Raw genomic sequence first — 15,228 nt, forward strand, 5'->3', positions numbered from 1 at the left:
CCCAAGGATTTCCTGATGATTTTCAGGAAACCTCAGATGGCTATTTAGCTTGTTACGATCAGTTTGAAAACTTTGATTTCAGAAGAGGTTTTTACGATAATCAGATATACTCCTTCTGTTGGTAAAGTATCCTGGATTTCATAATAATCTTTCCCTTTATCCTGAATGGCTTTTACCAGCCTTCCGGAAGCATCATGTATTTTGATATCGATGTTTTCCTTTTTATCGGAGATAATTCTAATGGTAAACGGCTGCCCTTTTGGTACAGGGTTAGGATAAATCACAATACCGTTTTCTCTTTTTCTCGTCACTTTCACTGTATCTTTTTTAGTACAGTTATCCGAAGTGGTCACAGTTACAGTATACTCTCCCGGTTCATACACAGATATTGACGGAGAATTACTTGTAAAGCCGTTATCAGAAGTCCATGAATAGGTTGCATTCGGATCTGTAATCTGTGAAGATGCATTAAACTGTGCGGGATTTCCTGAGGAAAGGGTCACATCAGGTCCCAGATCTAAGTTGATCGAATTGAAATCATTTACGGTAAAGTCATAAGAAGTCACATTATTATCCGCATCCTTAATATTAAGATGATAGTTACCAATTGTTAAATTAGGAAATGATATTTGTGACGTTTGCACCGTAATGTTCTGTGATGTTCCATTTCCGGAAAGCACTACATTAAACGGAGCTCTTCCTCCTTTTATATTTAAATCAAGTGTTCCTTTTAAAATGGTACAAGTAGGCTGAATCAAATCATAAATTGAGAGAATTTTGTCTCCTAAAGCAAATGAAAACACATCAGTTCCGGAAAGATCTTTGTCAAAAATCACATCTTTGAAATATACATTCTGCTGTCCGTCAATGTGATCCATCGGATAAGCATCCATATTGGCAGAACTGAAATTTCCCTGTCCGGTTTTATCCACCAAAAGCCACAGCTTTTTATCTGCGGGGATCTGCGCAATGATATTTTTAATAGAGAAAACCACTTCTGTAGGAATGGTCTGAGAGGTTTCAGAAGTATATCTTACTTTCCATTTTCTTTTCAAAAGTCTATACCCCAAAGTAATATTATCCAATTCCAGCGGCTTTTTATTATCCCCCCAAATCAAAAAGCTCTGATCCGGGAACTGCGCATCATTGGATCTGTTATCAACAGCTAATTTTTTGGCTGCAATGACCAGTCTTTTTTCTTCTGATGAACTGGTAGCCTGCTTCTGATATAAATCTGAATATCCATCTCTGGCAATTCCTGTAACTCTTGCAGGATAATCTGTAAAATCCTCCTGTTTCCAGATTTTTTTATTTTTAGAACTTAAATATTCTGTATAAGGCATCGTAATGGCATATTTAACAGCCATATAGGAATTTACCCTGTTTCTTTCGTTCTGGGTAAGTATTTTTTTATATACAAAAAACTCAGGAAGCTTTCCTTTGAAATTCTGCCATTGATGACTTCCGGCATCTTTGCCAACATACATAGATGAAAGCCCTGTTTTTCCGATCACTTTTGTAATCTTACTTGAAGGCATTCCGAATTTAGAATATAGGCTGAATGAGGCCAATGTATCAATGGTAGCAGTATTGATGTAATTGATCTGATCATTATTATATCTGAACACATTTTTCGTTCCGTAAAACAGTTCTTTTTCATCAGTATTATCAGTTGTAAACAGTGCTGTTTCAACATTTGCTGTCTTGTTTTGATAAGCGGTAAAAAAGTTCAGCTTATCCATTGTTTCTATGACAAAAGGGAACTTCAAAAAATCATCTGTCCCGTCAAAATTTAAACATTCATTATAATTAAGTAATGAATAGGTGGGCTTATTAACTGCTGTTAAGGCCTGTATTTGATGCTGATTACCGCTATAATCCTGATACAGTAAAGAAGGAGTCTGAAGAGAATTGGTTTTATACCAGACTCTTATACCACCTACCCCGCCGGGAGACTGAGCATTTGATATGCAGGCCAGTAAAACGCTGAGGACTGTAAATATTTTTTTCATGTATTGAGCGTTTTTTATTTTATAATGAGTTTTTTGGTTTCCTTATATTCATCAGTGTCTATTGAAATCATATAAATTCCTTTAGAATAATTCCTTGTATCTATTGTCTTTATAAACTCTCCTTTGGGAAATTTAGTTGAACTCTGTCTAGTGAATATCAGCTTACCTGAAGCGTCATACACAGAAATTGTAATTGCTGATTCATTCTTTAAGAAGAATCTGATATTCACTTCTTCTTTTGCTGGATTTGGAAATAGAGTAAAATGATCAATTGCCGAAGAATTTTCTAACACCGAAAGAACCTCTGTCCCAACCCTTTGCTGTGCCCTGTATGTAAAGGCAGAAATAACATCAAAACATGGTGTTATAAAAGCATGAAAGTCCGTTCCCTGCTCAGCATGAAAGCCAGGAATTAAAACAATATCCTTTGAGGCAATATATTCAACATTCTGTACTGGTGCTATAACCTTATTACTTGCAACAATTTGTTTTGCTAGAATTGTTTGAGTTGTCGTGATATTATGTGTTGGATTTACTAATGTTTTCAAATCTTCTTTGTAACAGAAATCCACATTTGAAACTACAATTGAAAACACCTGATTTCCATTTGGTAACAAAGGAGTTGTATTTGTCTTTGGTGAAACAATGATTTTATAAGTTACTTTTTCAGGATTTATAATATCAACTCTTTCTATAGTATCTACATTGTTTGTTGATGTATTGGTAGCGGCTCCCGTCAGATTGCTCATTCCTCCTAATTTCCATGGGTAGTAAGTACTTTCCGTTCCATTAGCATTTATTTTTACGATCTTTAAATCCAGATCATTAACTACGTCTGGATTGCTGAAATCTACTATATTATTTACAATATTTCCCTGAGGGTCTGTCCATGAAATGGTAGCAGATAAAGGCTGAGAAGTTTCATAAGGAACTACATAAAGAGTATATTTATTTCCCTGATTTAAAGTAACTTCTTTTATTAAAGTCGATTTTTTTTCATTATTGATAATTCCCTCAATATTATCATGAATGGCTTCAGATGCTCTTTTTGCATCCACCAGTCCCCAGCCATATATATAATCCGGTCCTTCAGAACCTTTATCATTTGCAGTATGAGCAAGCAATGCGCGTACTGTGGAAGAACGCATATAACTTTGGGAAGCACTTACAGATTTATAATACTGTTGAAGCAGTGTGATAATACCTGAAACTACAGCCGCTGAAGAGGAGGTTCCTCTATAAGTACCATATGCAGCGTCATAAGTTTCAATGGATGAATACATATTTTCTCCGGGAGCACAGATATCTGGTTTTATTCTTCCATCATCCGTAGGTCCATAGCTGCTGAATGATGAAACATCAAATGCTTCATCAGAATTCATATTCACATTTTTCTTTGCTGATGCAACAACCAAAACATTTTTGGCAATTCCTGCTCCTTCAAGTAAATCATATCCGTTTTTGATAGAAACCTGAGGCACAATGGCAGGATCTATCTCTCTTGCATTTCCCGCTGCTTTTACTATTTGCAGATAAGGTTTCAGATACATCAGATTATCCCAGGATTGTGCAGTCATATTATATTTACCAAACTGATACGGCTGAAGATACATAGGATCAAAACCATAGCTGTTATTGGCCACTAATACCCCATTGTTTCCCGGCACATAAGCCTCTGACAGCATTTCATTAACATCATTATTCCAGTCATAAGCATTGATGACAGCCCCATAAGCAATTCCCCTTGCATCCGGATCTCCGTTATTTCCCGCAAGTGTTCCTGCTATATTCGTACTGTGCCTCGAAATAGTTTGATTTTGTAAAGCATCATAACTTATTTTTCCTGCCAATAATTCGTGTGATGTTCTTGGCTTTGAATAATCCCACTGTCCTATTTTCATACCACTTCCGGTGATATTGAGTCCTAAACCACCACCGGTATAAAGATTGTCTGCTTTTGTCATCTTTGCAGCACCCGCATTAAGAGTAGTGTAATACATGGGTCTCTTATTTTCATCTGACCCTATAAGTTGTTTTTCATTCCCGTTTGCGGAGATGAATTCTTTATGTCCTAAGCTTTTAAGTCTTTGAACTTCTTTTTTTTGATAGTCTTCATATTGACTGATTTTATTTTTAAAAGCCAATAGGTCTCTTTCTTTTTGTTTTGCCTTTATAGTATCTCTTATTTGAGCTTGGGATAACAGAAAGAAAAAAACAGAAGCTGCCAATATAGATTTATGATAGATTTTCTGCATTTGATATAAAATGTTTCAGTTGGATTAAAGATTCTGTATTATGAAAAAATACGCAGTGCTCTAGTCGGCAAAATGTATCCTCATAATTTCATCAACGTTCCGGATCTCTTATCTGGTTACCGTTCCAATTTTTGCCTTAAGATCTGCATTCTCGGCTCTAAGTTCTTTCACTTCTTTGTTTAATTGAATGACGTATAACGTAAGCTCTTCAATTTTCTCCAGAAGCTTTGCATCCATTTCTCCCAGATTAATACCGTTTTCCTCCACTTCTTTAGCAGACGGAATATTGGGTAAGTGCCCTTTTTCTTCAATATGCTTTTCAACTGTTTCCAAACTATTAAGTTTATAATCTTTGTTGAATACATAGTCGGCCCAGCCATTTGCAGCAGGATTTTCAACTTTGACTTGTTCTGCCTTTATCCCTTTTCTTACATAGAAAATATAATTAGGGTCATTATCATACTGATCTGTACCTACTGTTACTTTTCCTGTATTGAATACAACAAGATTACTTTTATGAACACTATCTGAAAATTTTATTTTTGTAATTCCCGATGAGTTAGGAGTAGTTACATCCGAATTAGGATCAACTGCATTATTGTTTGGCATATGGAACTCCATATTTCTACTGTTCAGATTCCTGATTACAATATCAGACGCTGTAGACCAGTTAGATGCACAATGATCACAAAGCACACTCGAAATTTCCAATCTTCCACTTGCCGTCCCTGTTGCATTAATATTTCCTATCAAAATACCGTTACCATAGGGACCTGAAAGAAACCTCAGCCTTTCCATGTTATTAGTTTTAAAGACAAGGTCTTTATCATCAATTGTGCCTATAAAATTGGTCGGAGGATTTGTGCCCGAATTTCCGGTTATATTCCAGGATTGGGAAAAATAAAAATTGTAAAAAGAGGCTAAAGCCAATAATAGCATTTTTTTCATTATATGTGTTTTTGTTGATAATTAAATTATAATATGTATTTTTCTCTTAGAGAATTAAGTAGTAATTCAGATGGTTTTTTTTACTAGTAATAATTCAAATTGGTTACAATCTGAACACTAAAAAGAAAAAGTTTCTATTAAATAAATGATAAAAGTCTCTCCACTAATATTGATCATTAGGGATGAAACAAGAAGAGTCAACAATTCTCTATTTTTAGACTGATACGCATTATCTGATTTCGGAACAGCTATCCTATGTGTATAAAATGTCTGAAATCTTCAAAGTTAAGGCTTCATTAATGGCTTCAACTCATAAGATCTGCAGAATATTTTAAATTTACATCATTGTCGAATTTCATGGCAATTCTAATTTAAAATATCCTTATTCTTTGGTATTATTTATTTTTATTACCAAAATTATAAGTATCTTGTCCCGAAAAATTCGTGAAATCTGTGGATATGAAAATCCTGAAAAATTCCCACTATGAGATTTGTTGGTGGAGATAGTAATTTGTTTTCATCTGTTGGTTTTATTTTATTTGTGTTTTTATATCGTGAAATTAAATAAAAATATCTTATAGGAGGGAAATATTTTCAAAATAATATATGCGTAGCATAATACGTGAAAATACTAAAACCTCCTCTTCTTCCGGCGGCTCATGAAAACATCTCTTTCATCAATTCCTGTAACCTCATATGACAATAAAGTTCGTTTGAATGAAAGTCATCAAACATCATTTATTACTAATACATTTTTTTTATTTCTTTATATTTTCAATTTATTTTTTACTCTTATTTGTTTTCTTAACAATATGATACCCAAACCACACTGCAATCAATGCCATTGCAGAACGGGTTATCACCATCGGAATAATAGAATCTGCTTCCAAAAAACCTAGCAGTGCTGACATTAAAAATGTAACCATCAGCTGCATAAAACCAAGTAATGCCGCAGCTGTTCCCCTTCCTTCCTTGAAGGGTGATAAGGCATGGGCTGACGTGATGGGAAACAAAATACCAATAGCCAGTAATGACAGATACAGCATAGCAATTTCCAATCCTACAGAAAGGTTTTCAGCAGCAATCAGAATATGAAGTGTACATACGATCAGTAAAACAATGGTAGCAGCGAATAAAAGGGTGGCATTGCTTATTCTTTTGATCAGTTTGGGCGTAATATAAGCAGCCGTTATCAAGGCCAATGAGTTGAAGGCAAAAATGAAACTGAATGTACTGCTCGAAAACCCATGGATCTCCATGAATAAAAACGGAGCATTGGAGATGTAAATAATCAAAGAAGCAAACGCAATACTTCCTACCATCGTACTGTTGATAAAATCTCTGTTGGAGATGATCATTTTCAACTGGTCTTTTAATCCTTTTTCATCCAGTATCTCATCATCAGAAAGGTTAATTCTGGTATTGGTTTCCGGTACATATTTGTAGACCATGAAAAATGTGATCAGTCCCATGATGCATAAAAAAGCAAAAGAACTGTTCCAGCCCCAGAATTTAAGAAATACACTTCCCAGTAATGGGGCTGCAATGGGTGCAATTCCACTGATCTGCGACTGTTGCGAAAAGATAGTGACTGCTTTATGCTTATCATACAGGTCTATAATGATTGCTCTTCCTATCACAATCCCGGCGCTTCCTCCGAACGCCTGCAGAAAACGCATCGCCCATAATACATAAATATCCGATGTAAAATAGATGGCTGTAGCTCCTATAATGAAAAGTAAAAGCCCACAGTACAACATGGGTTTCCTTCCTTTTTTGTCCGATAAAGGTCCCCATAAAAGCTGTCCGAAAGCAAATCCGGCAAAGAATACCGAAATAGATATCTGAATATGCCCGATATCCGTCTTAAAGATTTCGGCCATACTTGGGAAAGCGGGAAGATAAAGATCTATACTTAACGACTCCAGCGTGTTGAGCAGTGCAAGAATAAACACTACAATACTTAAATTCTTCTTCATAAATCACAATAAGCCTTTGCAGGCGTTTTTTCAGCTGCAAAATTGCTGTAAAAACAATCGTATTTCAATAAAAGAATTGAAGAAAGTATAGGACAAACTGAAGATTAAAAATGCAATAAAAGATGAAAATATTAATTTAACCCTATTATTATGGTAAATATTGAGGATTATCTTTTTTCATTATTCTTAAAATTATCAGGATTCTGACCCGTATGTTTCTTAAAAAACCTTGAAAAATATGAAGCATCGTTAAACCCGAGTTTAAAAGCAATTTCCTTCACCGTGAGCGCTCCAAAGCTAAGCTCTCTTTTAGCCTCAAGGGTAATACGCTGAGAAATCAACTTTTTTACAGTTGTTCCTCTCAGATGGCGCACAATATCATTAAGATGATGGGTACTTATCTTTAACTGATCAGCATAGAAACCCGTCTCTTTATGCACTATATAGTGTCTGTCAATAAGTCCTACCAGTTCCTGAATACGCTGGCGGTCATTCAGTAAAGGTTCCTGAGGGATAATCTGCTCTCCGATGATGATGCAAAATGCCTTCAGATAGGCCTTTAAAAGGTCTGTCCTGGAAGCGGCTTTATATTCCTGCTCCATCAGTGATATGATGGTACTGCAGGTTTTTTCATTTTCCGGATTTAAAAAAAAGGGAATCTCACCTCCGTTAAGTACTGATTCGATTTCACATGCTTCGTTGAAAATTTCTCTGCTTATTGCCATTGCATAGCCTTCCTCTCCTTCCAGTTTCATATTGAATGCCTGTCCGGGTGCAATGATGCAGATCTGATTGTTTTCAAGTTGATAGCTTTCAAAATCCAGTTCTAAGCAGCTGTTTTCATACACTTGTCTGAACCAGATAATTTCAAAAAAATTATGCCGGTGAACATCATGAAAGTTTTCAGGACCTGCTGCACTCAGTGTACTCATCTGAAATTCTTCAGAGGTCAGATGGTGAACAGGAATTTCTTTTTCAGGCGTAGTCATCACTAAAGTGTAAAATAATTAACTGGAAACAAAAACCACAGCAAAAAAATGCTGCGGTTCTCTTACAATATTTAAAATTAAATATAATTTTTCGGATTTATTGGTTTAAAAAAGCATCCCATCCCTGAGCGGTGAGCGCTACCAGCTGGTTGGATCCTCTTGCCACCATAAAGTTTCCATCTTCTTTTTCTACGGCATGTCCTATAATGGTAAAATCCGGATGGTTTTTAATTTTATCAAAATCATTCGGTGAAATAGTGAACAGAAGTTCATAATCTTCACCACCGCTTAAAGCAGTCATTACCGGATTTAAATTCATTTCATCTGCCGTAGAGATGGTAAGATTATCCAATGGAACTTTCTCTTCATACAATCTGAAACCTACCTTTGACTGATCTGAAAGGTGAAGGATTTCGGAAGCCAGACCATCTGAAATATCAATCATAGACGTTGGTTTAATATCCAACTCTTCCAGAATTGTTTTAACATCGGTTCTGGCTTCAGGCTTCAGCTGCCTTTCAAGGATATAATCATAGCCTTCCATTTCAGGCTGCATATTCGGATCAGCAAGATAAACAGCGTGCTCTCTTTCCAGAATCTGTAAACCCATATAGGCTCCGCCTAAATCTCCTGTTACTACAAGAAGATCGTTTGGTTTTGCTCCGCTTCTTTTTACGATATTTTCTTCATTTTCAATTCCTACAGCCGTAATGCTCATGACCAGCCCAGAATTGGAACTTGTGGTATCTCCTCCTATCAGATCTACTTTATATCTTCCACATGCTGCCTGAATTCCGGAATAAATTTCCTCTAAAGCTTCTACCGGAAAACGGTTGGATACCGCAAGGGAAACCAATATCTGTGTAGGTGTTGCATTCATCGCAGCAATATCGCTTAGGTTCACAACCACCGCTTTATAACCTAAATGCTTTAAAGGAACATACCCCAGGTTAAAATGTACTCCTTCCGCCAGTACATCTGTTGTAAGAACTACTTTTTTGTTGCCGGGATTAATGACTGCCGCATCATCTCCTACTCCAAGTTCTGAAGATTCATTGGATAACGGAAAATACTCTGTCAAATGTTTAATAAGACCAAACTCTCCTAATTTTGAAATGGGCGTCAGCTCCTGTGATTTATCTTCAAACATAAATTTCTTTTTATAAGTGATGATTGATAAATGATAATCGATATTCATGAATACAGATTTTTATTCTGCATCAACCATCATTCATCATTTTATATATTAATTTCTGCCGGGTCAATATTGTGTGGGTGGAAAGGAAACTTCTTGAAGTCTTCTTTCGATAATATAACAGTGTCCGGGGTTTTATATTTATTCATTGCTTCCACTACATCATCCGGTGGAGTGGTCATTTTTCTAAGCATCATATCAATCCATACCCCTGTAGCTTCCGCTGTAGCGCAGTGCATTCCGTCCGGAGTATAGAATTTGTGTACGAAACGGTAGATGGAAGAATCCTCTGCACATCCGTCTATTTCAACACTTACAATAACAATCTGATCTGCATAGATTTCTTTGAAGAAAGAATATCTTTCATGCAGGATTACCGGGCCTATTCCCCATCTGCTCAGCTGGGTAACTCCCATTTTTTCTTTAGTCATAAAAGCCATTCTGGCTTGTGCACAATATTGTACATATGATGAATTGGCTAAGTGCTTGTTGGCATCAAGATCGCTCCATCTTACTTCAAATTTATGGTAGAAAATCATTTGAAAATCGTTTTTGGGTATTATAAAATAATAATCTTCAAAAATACTCAAATAAGATGGTTTATAAAAATTGTACTTTTGAAAAAATAATCTTCCGCATAGGATTACATATACATGAAACAGATCATCATTATCGGAGGCGGTGCTGCGGGCTTTTTCTGCGCATCTAATCTTGACGAAAAGAAATATACAATTACGATTTTAGAGCAGAACTCAGATGTCCTTCAGAAAGTTAAAATTTCCGGAGGCGGACGATGCAATGTGACTCACGCATGCTTTGATCCAAGGGAACTTGTTCAGTTTTATCCCCGTGGAAACAAGGAACTGCTAAGTGTCTTTACTAAATTTCAGCCCGGTGATACAATGGAATGGTTCGATCAGCGTAACGTTCCTTTGAAAATTGAAAATGATAACAGAACTTTTCCTGAAAGTAATTCTTCCCAGACCATCATCAATACTTTTCTGAACGAAACTCAAAAGAAAAATATATCAGTAAAGACAAAATGTACGGTAAAAGAGATTGAAAAACAGGATACAAAGTATATTGTGAAAACCAATTCCGGAGATTTGGAAGCAGATTATATTGTTTACACAACCGGAAGTTCTCCAAAATCGTTGAAAATTATCGAAAATCTGGGTCATAAGATTGTAGACCTTGTTCCTTCCCTTTTTACATTCAATATTAAAGATGAATTGCTGAAAGATCTTCCTGGAACCAGTTTTGAAAACGCTGGTATTTCAATTCCAAAGCTTAAAACAGAAGAAAGCGGACCCTTGCTTATTACGCATTGGGGTCTTTCCGGACCGGCTGTTCTGAAAATCTCTGCGTGGGAAGCGATAAGCCTGGCAAAGCTGAAATACAACTTTGAAATTGAAGTTAATTTTATTTCCATAGATATAGATGAAGCGGAAGAAATGTTCCAGAATTTCAAGCAAAGCAATCCTAAAAAAACGATCGGGCAATCTAAGATCTTTGATATTACCAACCGATTCTGGCAGAAAATTTTAGAGATCTCAAAGGTCGATCTCAACAAACAGGTAGCTAATATTTCCGGAAAAGAAATGCAGAAAGTTCTGGAAAATCTTTGCCAAAAGAAGTTTCAGGTAACCGGGAAATCGACATTTAAAGACGAGTTTGTAACCGCCGGAGGCGTTGATTTAAAGGAAATTAACTTTAAAAACATGTCTTCCAAATTACTTCCTAATTTCTATATTGCCGGAGAAGTTTTGAATATCGATGCCGTGACGGGAGGATTCAATTTCCAGGCTTGCTGGAGTGAAGGATGGCTGATTGCACAGGATCTCAACAGCTTGTAAAAAAATTATTACTTTTAATAAAAACTAAATACATGAAAAAAAATTTCGGTTTCTTTCTTTTACTCTGGTTCTTTTTAGGATACAGCCAGGAAAAAACAATTGTCTCTGACTGGACATCATTCACACAAGCTGTCAATATAGAGCATAAACAGAATTGGAACTTCCGTATAACTGCAAAAATCAGAAAAGATAATGAGGATAATGGTTCCAATTGCGGGCTATGGTGCAGAATAGACAATAAAGACGAGTCTACTAGTTTCTTTGAAAACCAATATTATGGAATCCAAGTAACCCATGAATGGAAGACCTACGAAATAAAGGGAACCATCAATTCATCTGCGAAAACCATGAATATTGGAGCTTTTGCACAAAGTAACGGGGATTTCTATTTTGACGATTTTAAGCTGGAAGTCAATGATGGAAAGTCAAAAAAATGGACTGAAGTTCCGCTGGAAAACTCAGATTTTGAAAAAGAGATTGCCTCTTCAAATGGCTGGTTTGAAGGAATCCATTTTCAGAACATAAAGCACGTAAAGCATTTTACCATTGAAACTTCGGATTACAAACCATTCAGTGGCAGAAAGTCCTTGTTGATCAAAGGTCGTGGTATTATCGGAGCAATGCCGGAAGGAAAATTTATGGATGTTAATGGCATTAAATTATACTATGAAGTATATGGAGAAGGCGAGCCGGTTCTTATGCTTCATGGCAATGGCCAGTCTATCAGTGCCTTTATGAACCAGAAGGATACATTTGCTAAAAAATATAAAGTGATTATTGTCGATTGCCGCGAAAGAGGAAGATCTACGTATGACAAAACAAAAGAACTTACTTTTGACATTCAGACAGAGGATCTTAAGCAATTTTTAGAGAAACTGAACATCAAAAAAACAAAAATTCTGGGTTGGAGTGACGGAGGAATTCTCGCACTGTCTATGGCCATGAAATACCCCGAAATGGTAGACAAAATTGCCTGTTCAGGAGCCAATATTTATCCGGAAGGAGTTAAAGATGATGAGTTAAAATCCATAAAAGAAATGCTCTTAAGTCTTATTAAAGAGAATAAAGACCATAAAAATGATGTTTTTATAGACCTTTTGAATCTTGATTTGAAATATCCAAACTGGCAATATGAAGATCTTAAAAAAATTCAGTGCCCATCATTGATTATTGCGGGTGATAAAGACCTTATAAAAACAGAGCATACTGTAAAAATAGCAGAATCGATACCCAATGGGCAATTGGCTATTATACCTAATTCAAGCCATTATGTTCCTGAAGAAAAACCGGAATTGTTTAATGAATTAGTGATTGATTTCTTTGAAAATAAATAATACTCTAAAGCGTCAGTATTTAAATTAAAACAGACAATGCTCTCTGCCAAAAGAAATATCTCTTCTTTTTTTAAAACCCTTTTAGTTTTAGGGTTCGGATATTTCTTTTGGCTGATGCTGAAAATCACCTTAGAATATATTCCCTTTAATCCTGAAGTGAGTTTTCTGATGATCAAACAGACGGAAGTAACAGAAAAGCCGGAATATCTTTCGTTTTTCTATACTCATGTTTATACGGGTATTTTTGTACTTCTTTCGGGCTTTCTGGCTATATTGAGAAAAGATTTTGGACTCAAAAACTTCCATCGGAATATGGGAAAAGTATATATTATTCTCATTCTGATCTTTGCTGCACCTTCAGGTATTTATATGGGTATTTTTGCCAACGGAGGCCTTCTGTCAAAGATTTCCTTCGTTATTTTAGGCTTTTTATGGTGGTTTTCAACGTTGAAAGCTTATCAGCTGGCCAGACAGAAAATGTTCAAAGAACACAAACAATGGATGTGGCGGAGCTTTGCTTTTACATTATCTGCTATTACCCTGAGAATGTGGAAGGTAATTATTGTATATTTATTTCATCCCAACCCGATGGACGTTTATCAGATCATTGCCTGGCTGGGCTGGATTCCCAACATCCTTATTATTGAATATTTAATCACAAAAAAACTTATATGAAAATTCTAAATTATACCCTGATTTCATTGCTGACAGTTTCTCTGTTAAGCTGTAAAAAAGAGGGAAAGATTACTGAATCGGGAAAAGATTCTCTGACCGCAAAGAAGGACTCTCTGGTAATCCCCGAGGTTCACAAAGAATATTACGGAATTTATACCGGTGAATTTGCCGGAATGGAAAAGGTTGTTGACCCAACCGATGGCTCAGAATATGATGTCAGTAACTACAAAAGAATTTCTTTAAAGATCAACAGAATCACCAAAGACAGTGTTTACGGACAAAGTATCGTTAATGGTAACCAGCGTCCGTTCAGAGGAGTTTTCAATGAATCAACCGCTTCTTTTGTTCTGGATGAACCCGGCAATGACAAAACAGACGGAAGGTTTGAAGTAAAACTAAAAGGTGACAGCTTAACCGGAAAGTGGAATGCCTTTGATAAAACAAGTGTTAAAGCTCCTTCAAAAACACTTAAACTGACTAAAAAAGAGTTTGTTTACAATCCGAATTTCATGCTGGATAAGGATTCTGATCTGGTAGACTGGTCAAATTCCAAAGAATTTACCGAAAAATATACAGATGAAGAAACCGGAAAAACGGAAAGCTATAAAACGACTAAAAACCGTTTCGCATCGGAAGCCATCTTTAAACTGAATGCATCGAAGCAAAAGCTTACGGAAAAAGACCTTAAAAACTTAAGAAAGCTGGATCTTGAGATCATCAAAAACTCAGTATTTGCAAGACATGGATATTCCTTTAAAAAAGAAACCTACAGGAATTTCTTTGAGCAAACAGACTGGTATATTCCTGTTTCCAGCAATGTGGATAATGATCTTTCGCCTATGGAAAAGGAAAATGTGGCTTTACTGAACCGTTTTACCAAATATGCGGAAGATAAATATGATAGTTTTGGGAGATAGAGAATAGGTTTTAGGGATCAGGGATTAGGGGTTGAGGTTAAGCCATCACGGTTTGTCATTCTTACGATAAGATAGAGAATCAGACATCCTACAGCGTAGCACAGATTATCTATCCACGAGAAAGAATTTCCAATAACAATATAAATCAGGCTTCCAGGACGGAAGCCTAGTTTTTCTGCAATATTGAAATACTGAGCAAATTCTACCATTAATGAAAAAATCAGAATTCCCAGAATCAGTTTCTGATCATTCATTTTTACAAAACTCTTTACAAACGTGTAAAGAAGCATCACCACAATCACATCTCCGAGATAAGCTCTCACGAAAAAAATATTACTTAGTTTGGTGGCAATCAGCACTTCTACAAGAAAAATAAATAGAGAAAAAATAAGATATTTCAGACTGAATTGGAGTTTCATTTCAAGTTGGGATTAAGGCATAAAAAATTGGTATTTAAGGAACGCTAATTTTATTTTTATAAGAGCAAATATATTATTTCTTTACTTTGATTGTACACCTTATGCCTGCAGTTTCCGTCGTTTTACATTTCTCCCTTCATCAGACAGAGCATTTAAGACATCCTGTACATAATATTCTGATCCATCATTCGGATAGATAGCTACTACCGGAGCCGGAAGTACTGAATGGGGAACCTTTATATATTTTTATGAATAAACACAAACAATTTCAAAACGTGCTGTAATAAAGGCAGGAACGGGTATTACAAATATTGAAATGTATACTTACGAAATAATCATTGTAATACAGGTAAACGCTTAAAGCACTCTTTTTATTTCCATTAATATATTGTGTTAATTTTATCACGATGAATAGAATTATATGAATGATTTTGTATATTTGGGTTGAATCAAAAACTAAATTACCATGAAAAAATCAAACATTCAGAAAAGAAAATTAAACAAAATGGAGCTGAAAAAAATCAGCGGCGGCGCTAACAGGCCTGTCTGCCCAAGAGTAATAAGCTGTACAGATCCTCATACCGGAGAAGAACGGTATGGAGTTCCGGGGATGCAGGATGGATTTTGCTGCTAATACAGAATAACCGTA

General features: G+C 35.9%; 13 protein-coding genes. 5 read left to right on the forward strand and 8 right to left on the reverse strand.

The genetic code is table 11. The annotated features are described in order from the left end of the window. Positions 1 to 44: 44 nt before the first annotated feature. The 7 genes from C8D70_RS11210 to C8D70_RS11240 all read right to left on the reverse strand — a co-directional run bounded on the left by C8D70_RS11210 (position 45) and on the right by C8D70_RS11240 (position 9,917). On the reverse strand, positions 45 to 2,012 hold the full coding sequence (locus C8D70_RS11210; protein WP_110367374.1) for a T9SS type A sorting domain-containing protein: 1,968 nt from the start codon (positions 2,010 to 2,012) through the stop codon (positions 45 to 47). A gap of 14 nt (positions 2,013 to 2,026) precedes the next feature. After that, the gene (locus tag C8D70_RS11215) at positions 2,027 to 4,267 is read right to left on the reverse strand and encodes a S8 family serine peptidase (protein WP_110367375.1); all 2,241 of its coding nucleotides are present in this window, start codon (positions 4,265 to 4,267) and stop codon (positions 2,027 to 2,029) included. Between the two features lie 108 nt (positions 4,268 to 4,375). After that, positions 4,376 to 5,215, reverse strand: a complete 840-nt coding sequence (locus C8D70_RS11220; RefSeq protein WP_110367376.1) for a cell wall anchor protein — start codon at positions 5,213 to 5,215, stop codon at positions 4,376 to 4,378. Between the two features lie 779 nt (positions 5,216 to 5,994). Then, positions 5,995 to 7,194, reverse strand: a complete 1,200-nt coding sequence (locus C8D70_RS11225) for a multidrug effflux MFS transporter (protein ID WP_110367377.1) — start codon at positions 7,192 to 7,194, stop codon at positions 5,995 to 5,997. Between the two features lie 167 nt (positions 7,195 to 7,361). Beyond that, positions 7,362 to 8,183, reverse strand: coding sequence for a helix-turn-helix domain-containing protein (locus C8D70_RS11230; RefSeq protein WP_110367378.1), 822 nt, complete (start codon positions 8,181 to 8,183; stop codon positions 7,362 to 7,364). A gap of 97 nt (positions 8,184 to 8,280) precedes the next feature. Next, complete coding sequence (gene thiL, locus C8D70_RS11235; RefSeq protein WP_076595306.1) at positions 8,281 to 9,333, reverse strand: thiamine-phosphate kinase; 1,053 nt, start codon at positions 9,331 to 9,333, stop codon at positions 8,281 to 8,283. An 89-nt stretch (positions 9,334 to 9,422) separates the two neighbouring features. After that, positions 9,423 to 9,917, reverse strand: coding sequence for an acyl-CoA thioesterase (locus tag C8D70_RS11240; protein WP_110367379.1), 495 nt, complete (start codon positions 9,915 to 9,917; stop codon positions 9,423 to 9,425). A 114-nt stretch (positions 9,918 to 10,031) separates the two neighbouring features. On the opposite strand from C8D70_RS11240, the gene C8D70_RS11245 reads away from it, so the two are divergent. Genes C8D70_RS11245 through C8D70_RS11260 form a run of 4 tightly spaced genes read left to right on the forward strand, consistent with a single transcriptional unit; the run spans position 10,032 to position 14,160 of the window. Next, positions 10,032 to 11,234 carry an NAD(P)/FAD-dependent oxidoreductase gene (locus C8D70_RS11245; RefSeq protein WP_110367380.1) on the forward strand — a complete coding sequence of 401 codons (1,203 nt, stop codon included), beginning with the start codon at positions 10,032 to 10,034 and terminating at the stop codon, positions 11,232 to 11,234. 32 nt (positions 11,235 to 11,266) lie between these two features. Then, positions 11,267 to 12,568, forward strand: coding sequence for an alpha/beta fold hydrolase (locus C8D70_RS11250; RefSeq protein ID WP_110367381.1), 1,302 nt, complete (start codon positions 11,267 to 11,269; stop codon positions 12,566 to 12,568). Positions 12,569 to 12,604: 36 nt separating this feature from the next. Then, entirely contained in the window at positions 12,605 to 13,243 is a 639-nt protein-coding gene (locus C8D70_RS11255; RefSeq protein ID WP_110367382.1) for a DUF2306 domain-containing protein, read from the forward strand. After that, complete coding sequence (locus C8D70_RS11260; RefSeq protein ID WP_110367383.1) at positions 13,240 to 14,160, forward strand: YARHG domain-containing protein; 921 nt, start codon at positions 13,240 to 13,242, stop codon at positions 14,158 to 14,160. The genes C8D70_RS11255 and C8D70_RS11260 overlap by 4 nt, the downstream gene beginning before the upstream one ends. Positions 14,161 to 14,177: 17 nt before the next feature. Here C8D70_RS11260 and C8D70_RS11265 read toward each other — a convergent pair whose 3' ends face one another. Continuing rightward, positions 14,178 to 14,579 carry a DUF2809 domain-containing protein gene (locus C8D70_RS11265; RefSeq protein ID WP_110367384.1) on the reverse strand — a complete coding sequence of 134 codons (402 nt, stop codon included), beginning with the start codon at positions 14,577 to 14,579 and terminating at the stop codon, positions 14,178 to 14,180. Positions 14,580 to 15,045: 466 nt separating this feature from the next. Here C8D70_RS11265 and C8D70_RS20820 point away from each other — a divergent pair, with 466 nt between their 5' ends. Further along, on the forward strand, positions 15,046 to 15,213 hold the full coding sequence (locus tag C8D70_RS20820) for a hypothetical protein (protein WP_181416125.1): 168 nt from the start codon (positions 15,046 to 15,048) through the stop codon (positions 15,211 to 15,213). Positions 15,214 to 15,228 lie beyond the last annotated feature (15 nt).

The organism is Chryseobacterium sp. CBTAP 102 (assembly GCF_003201365.1).
Lineage (GTDB): Bacteria > Bacteroidota > Bacteroidia > Flavobacteriales > Weeksellaceae > Chryseobacterium > Chryseobacterium candidae.

Coding starts and splice junctions, on each gene's coding strand:
- C8D70_RS11245 (WP_110367380.1), top strand. CDS start 10,032: ATGAAACAGATCATCATTATCGGAGGCGGTGCTGCGGGCTTTTTCTGC.
- C8D70_RS11230 (WP_110367378.1), bottom strand. CDS start 8,183: ATGACTACGCCTGAAAAAGAAATTCCTGTTCACCATCTGACCTCTGAA.
- C8D70_RS11225 (WP_110367377.1), bottom strand. CDS start 7,194: ATGAAGAAGAATTTAAGTATTGTAGTGTTTATTCTTGCACTGCTCAAC.
- C8D70_RS20820 (WP_181416125.1), top strand. CDS start 15,046: ATGAAAAAATCAAACATTCAGAAAAGAAAATTAAACAAAATGGAGCTG.
- C8D70_RS11265 (WP_110367384.1), bottom strand. CDS start 14,579: ATGAAACTCCAATTCAGTCTGAAATATCTTATTTTTTCTCTATTTATT.
- C8D70_RS11210 (WP_110367374.1), bottom strand. CDS start 2,012: ATGAAAAAAATATTTACAGTCCTCAGCGTTTTACTGGCCTGCATATCA.
- C8D70_RS11215 (WP_110367375.1), bottom strand. CDS start 4,267: ATGCAGAAAATCTATCATAAATCTATATTGGCAGCTTCTGTTTTTTTC.
- C8D70_RS11250 (WP_110367381.1), top strand. CDS start 11,267: ATGAAAAAAAATTTCGGTTTCTTTCTTTTACTCTGGTTCTTTTTAGGA.
- C8D70_RS11240 (WP_110367379.1), bottom strand. CDS start 9,917: ATGATTTTCTACCATAAATTTGAAGTAAGATGGAGCGATCTTGATGCC.
- C8D70_RS11255 (WP_110367382.1), top strand. CDS start 12,605: ATGCTCTCTGCCAAAAGAAATATCTCTTCTTTTTTTAAAACCCTTTTA.
- C8D70_RS11220 (WP_110367376.1), bottom strand. CDS start 5,215: ATGAAAAAAATGCTATTATTGGCTTTAGCCTCTTTTTACAATTTTTAT.
- C8D70_RS11260 (WP_110367383.1), top strand. CDS start 13,240: ATGAAAATTCTAAATTATACCCTGATTTCATTGCTGACAGTTTCTCTG.
- thiL (WP_076595306.1), bottom strand. CDS start 9,333: ATGTTTGAAGATAAATCACAGGAGCTGACGCCCATTTCAAAATTAGGA.